At 42.6% G+C, this 13,752-nt stretch carries 18 protein-coding genes and 1 pseudogene; 9 read left to right on the forward strand and 10 right to left on the reverse strand.

The genetic code is table 11. The annotated features are described in order from the left end of the window. Window positions 1-6: 6 nt before the first annotated feature. The gene (hypR, locus tag RAC86_RS04780; protein ID WP_014115858.1) at window positions 7-384 is read right to left on the reverse strand and encodes a transcriptional regulator HypR; all 378 of its coding nucleotides are present in this window, start codon (window positions 382-384) and stop codon (window positions 7-9) included. A gap of 206 nt (window positions 385-590) precedes the next feature. Between hypR and RAC86_RS04785 the strand changes: the two genes are divergently transcribed. Continuing rightward, window positions 591-1,520 carry a manganese-dependent inorganic pyrophosphatase gene (locus RAC86_RS04785; protein WP_014666106.1) on the forward strand — a complete coding sequence of 310 codons (930 nt, stop codon included), beginning with the start codon at window positions 591-593 and terminating at the stop codon, window positions 1,518-1,520. 32 nt (window positions 1,521-1,552) lie between these two features. Here RAC86_RS04785 and RAC86_RS04790 read toward each other — a convergent pair whose 3' ends face one another. Beyond that, entirely contained in the window at window positions 1,553-1,999 is a 447-nt protein-coding gene (locus tag RAC86_RS04790) for a DUF6376 family protein (protein WP_072565587.1), read from the reverse strand. 435 nt (window positions 2,000-2,434) lie between these two features. Here RAC86_RS04790 and RAC86_RS04795 point away from each other — a divergent pair, with 435 nt between their 5' ends. Beyond that, complete coding sequence (locus RAC86_RS04795; RefSeq protein ID WP_014115861.1) at window positions 2,435-3,745, forward strand: MFS transporter; 1,311 nt, start codon at window positions 2,435-2,437, stop codon at window positions 3,743-3,745. A 41-nt stretch (window positions 3,746-3,786) separates the two neighbouring features. Here RAC86_RS04795 and RAC86_RS04800 read toward each other — a convergent pair whose 3' ends face one another. Both RAC86_RS04800 and RAC86_RS04805 read right to left on the reverse strand, forming a co-directional pair. Continuing rightward, entirely contained in the window at window positions 3,787-4,575 is a 789-nt protein-coding gene (locus RAC86_RS04800) for a hypothetical protein (protein WP_072565588.1), read from the reverse strand. Between the two features lie 64 nt (window positions 4,576-4,639). Further along, window positions 4,640-4,987 (reverse strand): YybH family protein, encoded by a 348-nt coding sequence (locus RAC86_RS04805; protein ID WP_072565589.1) that lies wholly within the window; start codon window positions 4,985-4,987, stop codon window positions 4,640-4,642. Between the two features lie 105 nt (window positions 4,988-5,092). On the opposite strand from RAC86_RS04805, the gene RAC86_RS04810 reads away from it, so the two are divergent. After that, window positions 5,093-5,932: a pentapeptide repeat-containing protein gene (locus tag RAC86_RS04810; RefSeq protein WP_072565590.1), complete on the forward strand. Its 840-nt coding sequence runs from the start codon at window positions 5,093-5,095 to the stop codon at window positions 5,930-5,932. Between the two features lie 126 nt (window positions 5,933-6,058). On the opposite strand, the gene RAC86_RS04815 is transcribed toward RAC86_RS04810, so the two are convergent. After that, a complete protein-coding gene (locus RAC86_RS04815; RefSeq protein ID WP_377885419.1) occupies window positions 6,059-7,258 on the reverse strand; it encodes an MFS transporter in 1,200 nt (399 codons plus the stop codon). A gap of 187 nt (window positions 7,259-7,445) precedes the next feature. On the opposite strand from RAC86_RS04815, the gene RAC86_RS04820 reads away from it, so the two are divergent. From RAC86_RS04820 to RAC86_RS04830, 3 genes are all read left to right on the forward strand, one after another. Beyond that, on the forward strand, window positions 7,446-8,324 hold the full coding sequence (locus tag RAC86_RS04820) for a LysR family transcriptional regulator (protein WP_072565592.1): 879 nt from the start codon (window positions 7,446-7,448) through the stop codon (window positions 8,322-8,324). Window positions 8,325-8,338: 14 nt separating this feature from the next. After that, complete coding sequence (locus RAC86_RS04825) at window positions 8,339-8,782, forward strand: GNAT family N-acetyltransferase (protein WP_072565593.1); 444 nt, start codon at window positions 8,339-8,341, stop codon at window positions 8,780-8,782. Between the two features lie 82 nt (window positions 8,783-8,864). Further along, window positions 8,865-9,344 (forward strand): DUF2798 domain-containing protein, encoded by a 480-nt coding sequence (locus RAC86_RS04830; protein WP_072565594.1) that lies wholly within the window; start codon window positions 8,865-8,867, stop codon window positions 9,342-9,344. Between the two features lie 46 nt (window positions 9,345-9,390). On the opposite strand, the pseudogene RAC86_RS04835 reads toward RAC86_RS04830, so the two are convergent. Both RAC86_RS04835 and RAC86_RS04840 read right to left on the reverse strand, forming a co-directional pair. Continuing rightward, window positions 9,391-9,578: pseudogene (locus RAC86_RS04835) on the reverse strand (LysR family transcriptional regulator); the annotation flags it as partial. Window positions 9,579-9,710: 132 nt separating this feature from the next. Beyond that, window positions 9,711-10,373: an MBL fold metallo-hydrolase gene (locus RAC86_RS04840; RefSeq protein WP_014115871.1), complete on the reverse strand. Its 663-nt coding sequence runs from the start codon at window positions 10,371-10,373 to the stop codon at window positions 9,711-9,713. A 104-nt stretch (window positions 10,374-10,477) separates the two neighbouring features. Here RAC86_RS04840 and RAC86_RS04845 point away from each other — a divergent pair, with 104 nt between their 5' ends. Continuing rightward, entirely contained in the window at window positions 10,478-10,831 is a 354-nt protein-coding gene (locus RAC86_RS04845; protein WP_072565595.1) for a winged helix-turn-helix transcriptional regulator, read from the forward strand. Between the two features lie 162 nt (window positions 10,832-10,993). Here RAC86_RS04845 and RAC86_RS04850 read toward each other — a convergent pair whose 3' ends face one another. Beyond that, complete coding sequence (locus tag RAC86_RS04850; RefSeq protein ID WP_003236585.1) at window positions 10,994-11,446, reverse strand: MarR family transcriptional regulator; 453 nt, start codon at window positions 11,444-11,446, stop codon at window positions 10,994-10,996. A 119-nt stretch (window positions 11,447-11,565) separates the two neighbouring features. Here RAC86_RS04850 and RAC86_RS04855 point away from each other — a divergent pair, with 119 nt between their 5' ends. Both RAC86_RS04855 and RAC86_RS04860 read left to right on the forward strand, forming a co-directional pair. Continuing rightward, window positions 11,566-11,994 (forward strand): GNAT family N-acetyltransferase, encoded by a 429-nt coding sequence (locus tag RAC86_RS04855; protein WP_072565596.1) that lies wholly within the window; start codon window positions 11,566-11,568, stop codon window positions 11,992-11,994. 11 nt (window positions 11,995-12,005) lie between these two features. Further along, complete coding sequence (locus tag RAC86_RS04860; RefSeq protein ID WP_072566797.1) at window positions 12,006-12,602, forward strand: YczE/YyaS/YitT family protein; 597 nt, start codon at window positions 12,006-12,008, stop codon at window positions 12,600-12,602. 164 nt (window positions 12,603-12,766) lie between these two features. Here RAC86_RS04860 and RAC86_RS04865 read toward each other — a convergent pair whose 3' ends face one another. After that, complete coding sequence (locus RAC86_RS04865) at window positions 12,767-13,240, reverse strand: DMT family transporter (RefSeq protein ID WP_014115877.1); 474 nt, start codon at window positions 13,238-13,240, stop codon at window positions 12,767-12,769. Window positions 13,241-13,253: 13 nt separating this feature from the next. Next, window positions 13,254-13,682 carry a DMT family transporter gene (locus RAC86_RS04870; RefSeq protein WP_072565597.1) on the reverse strand — a complete coding sequence of 143 codons (429 nt, stop codon included), beginning with the start codon at window positions 13,680-13,682 and terminating at the stop codon, window positions 13,254-13,256. Window positions 13,683-13,752 lie beyond the last annotated feature (70 nt).

Genomic DNA, 13,752 nt, shown 5'->3' on the forward strand with positions numbered 1-13,752 from the left:
TTGCTGCTATTTCTGCTGATCCTTCAGCAAGCCGTTCGACCGATAAGATTCCAGCACATCTCTGTTGGATTCTCCCCATTCTTTCATTTGCAAAACAATCGGTTCAAGCGTTCGACCAAATTCCGTCAGAGAGTATTCAACCTTGGGCGGCACCTGATGGTAAACCTCACGATGCACGATGCCGTCCGCTTCCAGCTCCCGAAGCTGAAGGGTGAGCATTCTTTGGGTGATACTCGGGCAAATTCGACGAAACTCATTAAACCGTTTCTTGCCATCTATCATGTGATAAAGAAGAATTCCTTTCCACTTTCCGCCAATCACATCTAGTGTAAATTCAACTGGACAGCCTTCTTTGTTCGGGTATATATTCTTTTTTTCACTCATTCTTGACCCTCCAATAGTACCTTTTTTGATACTACATCACATTTCGCAACTAAGCTACCCAGTATTTTACACACCTTTTCCTCTCAGCTCAAAGAAAATGCTTCTTATTCACATCAATTTTTACGGGTTTGTATGATTACACCTGCAGCAAGACGTGTTAAACTATATAAAGATTACACTACTTAAAAAATAGATAAGGAGCTATCATGGAAAAAATACTTATTTTCGGACACCAAAACCCAGACACAGATACGATTTGTTCTGCGATTGCTTATGCTGATTTGAAAAACAAACTCGGCTTTAATGCTGAGCCAGTCCGTCTTGGACAAGTCAACGGCGAAACACAATACGCGCTTGACTATTTCAAACAAGAAAGCCCGCGTCTTGTTGAAACAGCCGCAAACGAAGTAAACGGCGTTATCTTGGTTGACCATAACGAACGCCAGCAAAGCATCAAGGACATTGAAGATGTTCAGGTTCTAGAAGTGATCGACCACCACCGCATCGCTAACTTTGAAACAGCTGAGCCGCTTTACTATCGTGCTGAGCCTGTAGGCTGTACGGCTACAATCTTAAACAAAATGTACAAAGAAAATAACGTGAAAATCGAGAAAGAAATTGCCGGCCTGATGCTGTCTGCGATCATTTCTGACTCACTGTTATTCAAATCTCCAACTTGCACAGACCAAGACGTAGCGGCAGCAAAAGAGCTTGCGGAAATCGCCGGCGTAGATGCTGAAGAATACGGCTTGAACATGCTGAAAGCTGGCGCTGATTTAAGCAAAAAAACAGTGGAAGAGCTGATTTCTCTTGATGCGAAAGAATTTACACTCGGCAGCAAAAAAGTCGAAATCGCACAAGTGAACACAGTAGACATTGAAGATGTAAAAAAACGCCAAGCTGAATTAGAAGCTGTGATTTCTAACGTTGTGGCTGAGAAGAACCTTGACCTGTTCCTTCTTGTCATCACAGACATCTTAGAAAATGATTCACTTGCCCTTGCGATCGGTAACGAAGCAGCGAAAGTGGAAAAAGCGTTCAACGTTACATTAGAAAACAACACGGCCCTCTTAAAAGGCGTTGTTTCCCGTAAAAAACAAGTCGTTCCTGTCTTAACTGACGCAATGGCTGAATAATAAAAAAGCATCCCTCATCGGGATGCTTTTTCTTATTCGCCCAGCTTTTCAATCTGGCCCATCACATCAGTAATTTGCTTTGCGTTCTGGACAAGGTCTGACTGCTCCCATTCTTCAAGCGATACCTTGCCTTCTTCCACTTGTTTCAACACATCGTCAGCACTTTTCTGCAATGTTTCGTTATGCTCCTGAACGGTTTGATGAATCTCCGCCGCAGCATCAGGCGGTGTTAATTCATTAAAATCAGCGGCAGCCTGCTGAATCGACTCAAGCTGTGCTTCAAGTTTTTCTTTCGCCTCAGTGTCATTTACAGCTTGCTCAGCCAATTCAGGCGCATCCTCTGCAAATGTCTTCACCTTCTCCACATAGCCGGCGGCTTCACTTGTATAATTCAATCCGTCATTCACCTGATCAAGCATGCCGCATCCGCCTGCACTCAAAAGCCCCACTCCGCCAAGAACAGTCAAAATGATTTTCATCGTCAGCCTCCTCATCGCTTCTTCTTCATTTTTTCTTTTAAGATCGGGATCAATTTCTCTTTTGCTAACGGCAGCCCTTTCCTCACCAATTCTCGCTTCAGCCACTTTTTCAGCTTAGACATCCTGACGCTCCTCTCCCTTTTTGATAAAAATGAAAAAACTCCACCGATTTGGTGAAGTTCCGAAACAAAAAGACCTTCACCAAATCAGATTTGGCAAAGGTCTCGCTAACAATTAGATTGCCAGCAAAGCCGAGGGCATCTTGCCCCGTAATGACGACTTTACTGTGAAAGCTACTCCCCTTTGGAGTGTTCATTTTTATTACTTTCATTCTAAAGCACCGGGCTTTTCCAGTCAAATTCCTGCTGTCCGTTTACACAAAAGTCCACTGTGGTATTTAAAATTTGAATGGTATTTCCATCAGGAGATCATGCTATGACAGAGGAGGTTTTCATCATGAGTCAAGAGCGCGTGAAACGGCCTGGACATACCAGATGGTACATATCTTCGTTACTCAGCGGCATTATTATTCTTAATTATTTTGACCGAGTGGCCATCTCTGTAGCGGCCCCTGCGATACAAGATTCGTTTCACCTTACAGCAACTGAACTCGGCATCGTGTTTTCCATTTACACCTATTCCTATACACTGATGCAGCTGCCTGTCGGAAGTTTGCTGGACCGGTTTGGCGTGGCGTGGGTCACGAGGATTGGAATGACGATATGGAGCTTATTAACGATCCTTCTTGCTTTTTTGCAAGGAAAATTGCTGCTGTATTTGTTCCGGTTTCTCATTGGGCTGACGAGCGCCTCTGCGTTCCCTGCCGCCTCCAAGGCAACCGCACTATGGTTTCCTCCAAGTGAGCGGGGATTGGCAAACTCACTGTTCGACTCGGCCGCCAAATTTTCAAACGTAATCGGCGCGCCATTGGTCGCCTTTCTTGTCACAACTTTTGACTGGCGTGTCGCTTTTTTGACGATTGGATGCATCAATGTGCTGTTTACGATCTTTTTCTGGCAGTATTATGAGCAGCCTGAACGGCACAAACGCATTTCCAAAAGTGAGCTAAACTATATTCAAAGACACAATTCAATTACAACAGAGCAAATCCCTTACAAAACGGGTCCGCTTTTAAAAAAGCTTTTCTCCAACCGGAAAGTATGGGGCTTAATGATCGGATTTACAGGGTACGGCTATACATTCAACCTGCTGCTCACCTGGCTTCCGACTTTCTTTAAACATACATACGGAATGGATCTCATGTCGTCCGGTTTATTTACAGCCGTGCCATGGCTGATCTCAACCATTTCCGGAATTGTAGTCGGGGGATGGCTCGTCGATTACTTTATTAAGAAAGGTTATCCTAACACCAAGGTATACCGAACCGTAATCATTGTTGGAATGAGCTTCGGCTTTTTCTTTTTAGGCTCCATTCTGACGAACAATATCACCATCGCGATTATCTGTATTTCAATCGGCCTTGCCGGTATTTCTGCAACCGCTCCAGTCGGCTGGTCCATCTCCGCAGAGCTGGCGCCGATCGGTTCCGTATCCATGCTAAGCTCCATGGTGAACCTGGCAAACAACCTGTTCGGAGGCATTATTGCCGCTTCACTGACGGGGTATTTGTTTGATGTGACAGGCTCCTTTACGCTCAGCTTTCTGGTAGCTGGTTTTGTGCTGTTGCTGGGATTGGTTTTTTATGTGTTTGTGTTAGGGGATGTAAAACGAATTAAGCTGGAATAAAGAGTGCTTGCTGAAAGCACTCTTTTTTGCATAGATGTATCTTACGTTAGGCCACTCCCAAAAATCGAAACATTCTGGCGGTCATACGTAAATCTCCGCCCGTTCCATTTCAATACGGTTTGAACATATCCCAGCGAGTCGGCGTTATACCTCCCGGCGATCCGCTGATACGCCACAAGTTCGTATGTGCCGTCTCTGTCAAAATCAACCGGATACAGGCCAGACAAAGGATTGACCCAGCCTTCTATCGGCATTTTTAACACACCCTGGCTGGTATAAATCTCATTCAAATATTCCCTGCCCTTGTAAGTAAGATCGAGGATATACGTTTCATTCTGATGATGGCTGATGACACTTGCTTTATATTGATTTTGATAGCTCACACTGTACTTAAATTCATCATTAAACACATCCGAGTTAAAAATCTGTCGGAACTGCCGATTTAGATAGGCAAAAATATACGCATATATAGTGCCGCCGCTTCCCCCAGTGTCTATCACCACTGCCACATCATCAATCTTGTCGCCTGTCATATCCCCAAGAAATAGAGACGGATTGTATCCCAGATTGTTTTGGAGCTGGATTCGCTGTTCCTGATGGGTTCTGCCGTCACGGATCACCAATGTGATATTTCTCCATAAAGGGCTGCCAGTCATTTGGCTGCCAGTGAGAAAGACTTCGTCAATTACGCCGTCTCCCGTTACATCCCCGCGGGCTGATGCAATGATTGCACGAGAGGAGACAGGCTGCCGAAAAACGTATGGATGTGGAACAAGTCCTCTGCCTTCATAAAACCAATAAGGAGCCATTCTGATGTCATACAGATTCATTGGCGTCACCTTCCCTATTCAGCTGAATGAATTATTATATGCAGGAATGGCACATCGAAGGACGCTAAACACCAATTAAATCCGTACCATATGAATTATCGATTGCACAAAGCCACTCGCCTTGCGCATTCTTCTTAAATACATAGGTCGCTCTTCTTTCCATCGCATACTCGGAATTCTTTTTATCCGAATCAAGCAGTGTCTGAGAAAGGACGAGTACAGTGTCACCTGCTTCCAACATGATCATTTCCCCTTGTGTCGGGACAATATGATGATTGAAATAGTTCGCGATCTTGATAAATGCTTTCTTGATTTCTTCTTTGCCTCGCGCGATCATGCCAGGCTTCACAACTAAAATGGCATCTTCCGTGTAGTACGTCATCAGTGTATCATGGTTGGATATATTATACATCGTTTGACCCGCTGAAACCGTAAAAACAAAATGAAAAGTATTCCTATTTCCTATATAATCAAATAGATATATTTAACAAAGTACCCAGTGAAGGGGTGGACAATATTGTCTGCGGAAGTAACGTTACATGACAATATACATCATGATTTACGTGCGGATTGCCAGCATTGTTTTGGCCTGTGCTGTGTCGCCTTGCCTTATGCGAAATCAGCGGATTTTGCTTTTGATAAAGACGGGGGCACGCCTTGCCGCAACTTACAATCAAACTATCAATGTTCTATACATAAAGATCTCAGAGAAAAAGGATTTCGAGGCTGTTCTGCATATGAATGCTTTGGCGCCGGCCAGAAGGTATCCCAAATCACTTATGAGGGAAAGGATTGGCGAAATAACCCGGAAACAGCCAACGAGATGTTTGACGTTTTTCCCATCATGCAGCAGCTGCACGAAATGCTCTGGTATTTATATGAAGCTCTTTCTATAGATATAGCCAAGCCGATTCATCCTGAACTGAGAACTAGTTTCGAAAAAATAGAAAGGCTCACCAGACTCAGCAAAGAACGCTTGCTGACACTGCAGGTGGACGAGCATCGAGCTGAGGTCAATGAATGGCTGTTAAAAACGAGTGAGCTGGTGCGTGCCCAAGCCCGCAATCCAAAACTCCCGAAAAAAATCAGCCGGGGAAGTGTTCTAATCGGCGCGAAACTGAAAGGGCTCGATCTAAGAGGAGCAAACCTAAGAGGGGCGCTGCTCATAGCCGCCGATCTGAGAAATGCTGATCTGAGAACGACAGACTTTATCGGTGCAGATGTGAGAGACGCTGATCTCAGCGGCGCCGACCTGACCGGCAGCATCTTTCTGACGCAGGCACAGGTGAATGCTGCAAACGGCGATTCAAACACAAAACTTCCACCGTCTCTGCAAACCCCTGCCCATTGGAAATAAAAAAGGACCTGCCTGCGGTCCTTTTTTTGCTGCCATCATTCGTCTTTAACAGCAGTTGGTGAAAATGAGTAGTGCTAATCTTATAGTTACCTTTTATTCTGTGAAATGTCGGGTACCAAACATCAGTCATAATGCTTTATCCGGCATTTTCACACTTCTAGCCAAGTATCCCGACAGCCATAATGCAACCAGCAGCATGAAGGTGATCATACCGACGACACCCAGCCAGTGAAAAGCAGACCAGAATAGCCCGCCGACTGTTCCGCAAATACTTGAACCGGCGTAATAAAAGAACAAATACAGCGATGACGCCTGCGCTTTGTTGTGAAGCGCTCTCCTGCCCACCCAGCTGCTGGCGACTGAGTGCCCGCCGAAGAAGCCGAAGGTAAAGAGGGCAATCCCCAGAATTTTCACTGCTAACACACTGTTTATCGTTAACAAAGCACCCGTGATGACGATGAAAATATTCATCACCAGTATTTTCGGATAGCCATATTGATCAACCATTCTTCCAATGAAAGACGAGCTGAAAATCCCTACAATCATCACAATAAAAATCCAGCTGACAAACGCTTTATTAAACGAATATGGCGGTCCCAACAGCACATACGCAATGTAGTTAAACAATGCAACATTGCTTCCGAGCAGCAAAAAACCAATGAGGAACAAGCTTAATAGTCTCCGGTCCTTCAAGTGGCTGATGAGAGACATTCCCAATTGCCCGAGCTCCAATTTTCTCGGGGTAAAATTTCTGGATGGAGGCAAATTTATAAAAAATATAATACTTGCGATCAAACTAATCACACCAATTGACCCCATCGCCATATGCCAAGTAAAGTACTCGCTCAGGAGCCCTGACACGATCCTTCCAAAAACGGCGCCGATCGCGTTTCCGCTGATATACAGCCCCATCGCCGATCCAAGGCTTCCGGGTTCAATTTCTTCTCCCAGATAAGCCATCGCAATAGAAGGAAGGCCAGCGAGCGCAATCCCTTGAATGGTTCTCAATACGAGCAGCGTATGAAAGTTCGGGCTGAAGGCCGACGCCAGACAAAGAACGGATGTGGCCAGCATGGATACAGCCATAATCGGCTTGCGTCCCCACACCTCGGACAATGAACCAAAGACAAGCATACTCACAGCTAACAGCATTGTTGTAACGGATAAAGAAAGACTCGCCGCAGTAGGTGTCACATGAAATTCCCGCGTGAATTCCTTCAGGAGCGGCTGTACGCAATAAAGAATTGCAAATGTATTGAAACCCGCGGCAAAGAAAGCAAACGTAATTTCCCGAAAAACCGGTGTGCCTTTTTGAATGTATGTCATCGGGACTTTATCGGTCCCTTAGCATGTTGTTGAGCACTGCCATTCATAAACAACCATCCTTTATTTCTTACGAATTCAAACATCCTCGAGTCTGTTTATACATTTATCTTAGCACCGTTAATATATGTTGTATAATGCATATAAAATATCCTTTTCATGCTTATATGTAATTTAGGAGGGATGAGGGTTGGAATGGGAACAACTTGAATATTTTCAAACACTGGCCCAGATGCAGCACGTGACGAAGGCGGCAAAAAGCCTCTCCATCACACAGCCTGCGCTTTCACGCTCTATCGCCAGACTGGAAAACCATTTAGGCGTCCCGCTATTCGACAGGCACGGACGATCCATTACCTTAAATAAATACGGACACATCTTTTTACGGCGGGTTCAGGCGATGATGAAGGAGTACACCGAAGGAAAAGAGGAAATCCAAGCCTTATTAAAACCGGACCAAGGTGAAGTATCTCTCGGCTTTTTGCATACTTTAGGGACAACGCTCGTGCCCGATCTCATCGGCTCCTTCCAGCAGGAATACCCCAACATTTCCTTCCAACTGAAGCAAAACCATTCTTATTGGCTGCTTGAACGATTAAAATCCGGAGATCTGGACCTCTGTCTCCTCGCTTCGATCAAGCCTGAAAAGCCGATCCAATGGATCAAGCTGTGGAGTGAAGAACTTTTTGTATTTGTGCCAAACGATCACCCATTAGCCACTCATGAAAGCATTACCCTGAGTGAGATTGCCGGGGAGCGTTTTATTTTATTGAAAAAAGGCTACGCACTTCGGATGACAGTCGATGAGCTGTTTGAGAAAGCCGATATACAGCCAAACATTATGTTTGAAGGGGAAGAAGCCGCCACCGCAGCAGGTTTTGTCGCTGCCGGGCTCGGCATATCCATTCTGCCCGATCTGAAAGGCTTAGACCAAAGCAAAATTACAAAAATCCGCGTCAGCTGGCCAGAATGTCAGCGTGTCATAGGAATCGCCTGGATAAAAGGCCGATTTTTATCGCCAGTTGCTGAGACCTTTAAACAATATGTCATCAGCCATTTTTCTGAGTAAGGGAGGATCACATCGTGAATGTGAAAAGAATAACGTCAGAACATGATTTACATACAGCGTTTGAAATCAGAAAAACTGTATTTGTAGAAGAACAAGGCTGTCCCGTTTCCGATGAATTCGATGAGTTCGATACACTCCGTGAAGATTGCCGGCACATTCTCGTTTATCATGAGAAGGAACCCGTTGGCACTGCCCGTGTCCGTATCATTGAACACGTGGGGAAACTGGAAAGAATCTGCATTCTGAAGCCTTATCGCAAATTCGGGCTGGGCAAAGTGATCGTCGATGCATTAGAACACATTGTGAAAGAACAAGGCATTTCTGCCTTCAAACTGCACGGCCAGACACAAGCGGCAGGCTTTTATGAAAAGCTCGGCTATCAGACAGCATCAGAAGAATTTATACTGGACGGCATTCCGCATGTGCTGATGACAAAAAAAGATGATTCCAGCCTATGAATTGTTCACAAATTTGTCACTTATGAGCATGAGTGGTTCATTGGTATACTAATCACCGATTATGGAGAGAAGGATTGATTGTATGCCAACAAATAAAAAAGAAGGTCTTATATTTGGCGTGATGATGTGCTTTGGAATGGTCTGCGTCATGTCGATTTACAATGCCATCATCAACGGAGCCATACAGGATTTTTCACTGGTGACAGCTTTTGAAATGGTCATCGGTTTTATTGTCGCACTGCTGTTAGATTTACTATTAGTGGGCCCCCTTGCCAAAAAGATTGCGTTCAGTTTGCCGTTCGACAAGTCTAAGAAATTATATGTCATCCTCGCCATGTCGACGTGTATGGTGATCGGCATGGTGCTTTGTATGTCTGTGTTCGGTTTAGTGACAGCAGCTTTATCAAATGGACTTAACGGGGACAGCCTCTTCAGCGCTTACCTGATGATTGTATTGAAAAATTTCATCTTAGCTTATCCCTTGCAATTACTGATTATGGGTCCATTAGTCAGAGGGGTTTTTATGAAATTTGTAAAACCGAAGCTCACAGCTGCTGTTTAAATAGAAAAGGAGTGAGCGTTACACCCACTCCTTTTCCCAATGATTTTCAGCACACCGCCTCACAAATCGAATGTAAAACAAGCTCCGCAAAAGCCTCCGCGGCAGGCAGCTGCAATTTTTCTTTGTGATTAACATATGAGAGTAAAGCGGATTAAAGGTTTCAACATGATGAAGGATTTTCAGCTTTCCCGCCTCCACTTCTTCTTTCACTGTGATATAAGGCAAAACAGAAAATCGGGATCTGCCGATTTATGTTTGATCTCTGATGAGCCTATTAATATCAGAGCTCATTGAGATATCTGAGTATCTTTAAATTTCTCTCAAAACATATCAATATTTGTTTTGGTATGTTTTTTCTTACTTCAATTAATCCCTATACCTTAACACATAGTTTTTATACAATTCTTTGTTATAAAGAATTTCTTCGCCATGTGAAGAGCAAATGAGCGCTGGTTTGATTTGATCTATGATTGCACCGCTATCGATGTTCTCATTCATATTAATGCTGAATTTTCTGATAGGGGGATGTAAATCCTCCTTGCTTGTGATAAAAAGGTCTCCTGTTAATAGGGTACGATCGATTTCATGATGATACACGACATGCCCCGGGGAATGTCCGGGTGTTAAATAGTATTGCAAAGGCAAGTGAGCCAGCGTTTGCGCCGTCAGCGGCTGGACAATATGAGCCACCCCTGTGTTCTCCACTTCATCTTTGTTCGGATAAGGCGCTTCCCCATTGATATACACTAGCTCTTTTTCATGGGCATAAATCGGAATATCAAATCTCTCTAACCATTTTGATGCACCTCCGATATGATCACTGTGGCCATGGGTAAGCAAGATGGCTTTTGGATTGCCGATCGCTAACGCTGCCCTAATTTGAGCATCAGCAAAACGTTCTATTCCCGTATCAATGATATAAACATCATCACCATCTTTGATAAACCAAATATGAACCGGAATACGAAGAGGCACATCAAGCTCAAATTCACATTGAAAGACATGTTCTGATAGTTGTCTCAAGTTCATGCAAACCACTCCCTTTGGAAATTTTTGATATCATTACTGTAATACATCTGAGTTAGATATGTAATGGCGCACATTTTTGTAACTTACATTGTGAGGTGACAAAGATGGGAAACCGGTTAAATGGATTTGGCGCTTGCAGTGCAGAAGTAGAAAAGGCTTGTCCCGTGGAAATGACGCTGCATATTATCGGCGGGAAATGGAAAGGAATCATCATCGATATCCTGTCTCACAAATCAGCCTGGTTTAATGAGCTGAAACGGACCATACCAGGCATTACACAAAGAATGCTGACACTGCAGCTGAGAGAACTGGAAGCAGATGGTGTTGTGAAGAGAAATGTAGAGAACACTATCCCCAAGAAGGTGGAGTATTCTTTGACAGAACTAGGTGAAAAGCTTTCTCCTATTATTGCATCCATGAGGCTGTGGGGGAATGAGTATATGAGTAAAAATGAGTGAAAATGACTTTATAGATTTTACAGAAAACAGAAGGGTTTCCTTTTAAGTGAACGGAACATTTTCAAGGCAGATTATCTTGAAAATGTTCCAACAATTCAGCAGACTGATATTCTTGAGAATCAGAAGCAGGGTTCTCGCCAGCTTGGCTCGACTTGTTGTCCATTAATAATCCCTTTTGTTCCCCTTCTTCACATATTCCCAATCACGTTCTATATTTTTCCTGACTCTATGAACGAGTTTAAAAATGGTTTCCTTTTCCTCAGGCGTAAAACCAGACAAGGCCACTTCCATGGAATGTTCTCCTTCTCTTCTTAACAATGGATACACCTTTTTTCCTTTCTCAGTCGGGAACAGTTTTTTTATTTTTTTATTTTGCTCATCCGGCTGTTTTTGAATAAATCCCTGCATTTCTAATTTCTTAATGGCCCGCGCAGCCGTTGTTCGGTCCACTTTTATCATTTCCGCCAATTTTTCTTGAATAATTCCCGGATTTTCGTATATACGTACGAGATAGAGATACTGCCCTCTTGTTAAGTCCAAATCTTTAAATTCAATATTGCTTATGGAATCCAACGCTCTTGCTATCATGCCGATCTCACGCAAAATGTCATTCATTCCTAAAACCCCTCACGTATTTTTGTTGCAATTACAACAAAATTGTTTTAACCTTACTATTATAAGACCACATGCATGCTGTACAGTCCAGACTAATATCAGAAAAGGATTGATCAATTATGAATATAAAAAGAATAACAACAGAAACTGATTTACATGTTGCTCTAGATATTAGAAGAATGGTATTCATTGAGGAGCAGCATGTATCTGAATCGGATGAGTTCGATGAATTTGATACGCTCCAAGAACAATGCCAGCATATTTTGGTATATCATGAAAATCAGCCCGTTGGCACAGGTCGTGTGCGCATCGTTGACCATACAGCAAAGCTGGAAAGAATCTGCATCCTAAAACCTTGCCGTAAGTACGGATTGGGTAAAGTCATCATAAGAGGGTTAGAAGAAATCATGAAAGAAAAAGGAATGACTGCATTTAAGCTGCATGGGCAAACACAAGCAGCAGGCTTTTATAAAAAACTGGGCTATCAGATTGCCTCACAGGAATTTATGGAAGACGGCATCCCGCACGTCTTGATGACAAAAGAATGATCACGAATAAAATGAAATATGTTTATTACGTGTTAGGTATCCTCATATTAAGTTTAGGCATTTCTTTAACGATACAATCAGGATTAGGCACATCGCCCTTCGATGCCCTTTTGGTTGGCCTTTCAAAAGAAGTCGGTCTTACCGTGGGCAGCTGGGAGGTCCTTATTTCTGTGATCCTCTTAATCTGTAACTCTATATTAACGAGAAAAAAGCCTATGTTGCTGGGGTTGGTTACAGCATTCATTACTGGGATAGGCATTGACCTATGGTTGTTTGTTATAAAAAATACCATTTATCTAAACGCGTTGTTAAGCAAACTGATTTGTTTCGGAATTGGTTTGGTGTTCATCGGTCTTGGAACAGCCATCTATCTTCAGACGAAATTTGCATCAACTCCTATCGATCATTTAACACTCATCATCCGAGATATCGCCAAAAGAACGATCTTATTTTCAAGAACATTGGTATATGCTCTTTTCTTCGTATTAGCTATTATATGTAAAGGCCCTATCGGCATCGGAACGCTTTTAACTGTTTGTTTAGGAGGAATAATCCTTCACTTTTTTATGCCTTTTGTTGAAAGACGCTTCTTATCCTCGAAAATGTAAATTGATGGTTGAATACCAGTTTCTTATAAAAAAAGAAAAGAAGAGGTTAAAAAAACCTCTTCGTCTTCAAAAACCTTGCTATCATTAATGCTGCTGAGGAGATGGGAGTTGAACCTCTACCTCCGTCTATTAGATCCCCAATCAAGAGGAAGCCATCTTGTTTTTTAAGCTTTCTGTGTTTGTGCTTCCTTGCTTGAACGCTTATTCCCCTTATAGATAAAATAAAGGGAAATAATCATAAATAGCAATGCAAAGACACGTTTAATATCTAATTCTATGACTAAACTATTAAACCATCCAAAATGATCAATCATTACCCCAATTACAAGTTGGCCAGCTATACCAGCAATATTAGTTGCAATAACCCCTATTCTTGGAACGGCTATGACAGTTAGCAGCAAATATGCCGTACCCAAAAACGCTGCACTTAATTGCCATTTAGGCGCTTCTAGAAGCCCAAGCACATTTCCACTGCCAAAAAATAAAATGAAAATAGTAAGAAACATTGTTCCAGTGAGAAAGGTTAAAAATGTTGTTTCAATTGTTCCAGCTTTCCTACTAAATGTACCATTAATAGATGATTGTGCGCTTAATGTGACACCGCCAATCAATGTGAATAAAATCATAAATAGCCCCATTATTAAAGACCTCCTAGTTTATTAATATAAGTGCAATAATCATTGAAATTACGGCAAAAATCTTTTCTTTATTAACCCTCGTTTTCTTACTTCCAAGCCATCCAAAATGTTCAATAACCATACTCATTATCAATTGCCCGATAATGACAGCAACCATGGTGATACCAACACCAACGAATGGAACACTTACAACAATTGAGGTTAAATAAACAACACCCATGACACCACCAAGTAATGACCATTTAGGTGCTTTCAATGTATAGGAAAGCTCTCCTTTTCCAAAAAAGAGCCACAATAGCCCCAAAATAATTGAGCCCATAAAGAAGTTATAAAAACTTGTTTCTATTTGTCCAATTGTTTTTCCCAGTTCAGCATAAATAGCCCCTTCAAAGCTAAGTGCTGCTCCAGCAAATAGAGCAAGTAAATAAGATATAAAGCGCATATATAATATCTCCTTTTTCGAATAATTAAATATCTAGAAAATTAGATATTTGCTGGTAAAAAAACAGAAA

This window comes from Bacillus sp. LR_5, assembly GCF_042709275.1.

Coding starts and splice junctions, on each gene's coding strand:
- RAC86_RS04840 (WP_014115871.1), bottom strand. CDS start 10,373: ATGAACTTGAGACAACTATCAGAACATGTCTTTCAATGTGAATTTGAG.
- RAC86_RS04845 (WP_072565595.1), top strand. CDS start 10,478: ATGGGAAACCGGTTAAATGGATTTGGCGCTTGCAGTGCAGAAGTAGAA.
- RAC86_RS04815 (WP_377885419.1), bottom strand. CDS start 7,258: ATGACATACATTCAAAAAGGCACACCGGTTTTTCGGGAAATTACGTTT.
- hypR (WP_014115858.1), bottom strand. CDS start 384: ATGAGTGAAAAAAAGAATATATACCCGAACAAAGAAGGCTGTCCAGTT.
- RAC86_RS04870 (WP_072565597.1), bottom strand. CDS start 13,682: ATGCGCTTTATATCTTATTTACTTGCTCTATTTGCTGGAGCAGCACTT.
- RAC86_RS04855 (WP_072565596.1), top strand. CDS start 11,566: ATGAATATAAAAAGAATAACAACAGAAACTGATTTACATGTTGCTCTA.
- RAC86_RS04785 (WP_014666106.1), top strand. CDS start 591: ATGGAAAAAATACTTATTTTCGGACACCAAAACCCAGACACAGATACG.
- RAC86_RS04865 (WP_014115877.1), bottom strand. CDS start 13,240: ATGGGGCTATTTATGATTTTATTCACATTGATTGGCGGTGTCACATTA.
- RAC86_RS04830 (WP_072565594.1), top strand. CDS start 8,865: ATGCCAACAAATAAAAAAGAAGGTCTTATATTTGGCGTGATGATGTGC.
- RAC86_RS04800 (WP_072565588.1), bottom strand. CDS start 4,575: ATGAATCTGTATGACATCAGAATGGCTCCTTATTGGTTTTATGAAGGC.
- RAC86_RS04850 (WP_003236585.1), bottom strand. CDS start 11,446: ATGAATGACATTTTGCGTGAGATCGGCATGATAGCAAGAGCGTTGGAT.
- RAC86_RS04860 (WP_072566797.1), top strand. CDS start 12,006: ATGAAATATGTTTATTACGTGTTAGGTATCCTCATATTAAGTTTAGGC.
- RAC86_RS04790 (WP_072565587.1), bottom strand. CDS start 1,999: ATGAAAATCATTTTGACTGTTCTTGGCGGAGTGGGGCTTTTGAGTGCA.
- RAC86_RS04795 (WP_014115861.1), top strand. CDS start 2,435: ATGACAGAGGAGGTTTTCATCATGAGTCAAGAGCGCGTGAAACGGCCT.
- RAC86_RS04805 (WP_072565589.1), bottom strand. CDS start 4,987: ATGTATAATATATCCAACCATGATACACTGATGACGTACTACACGGAA.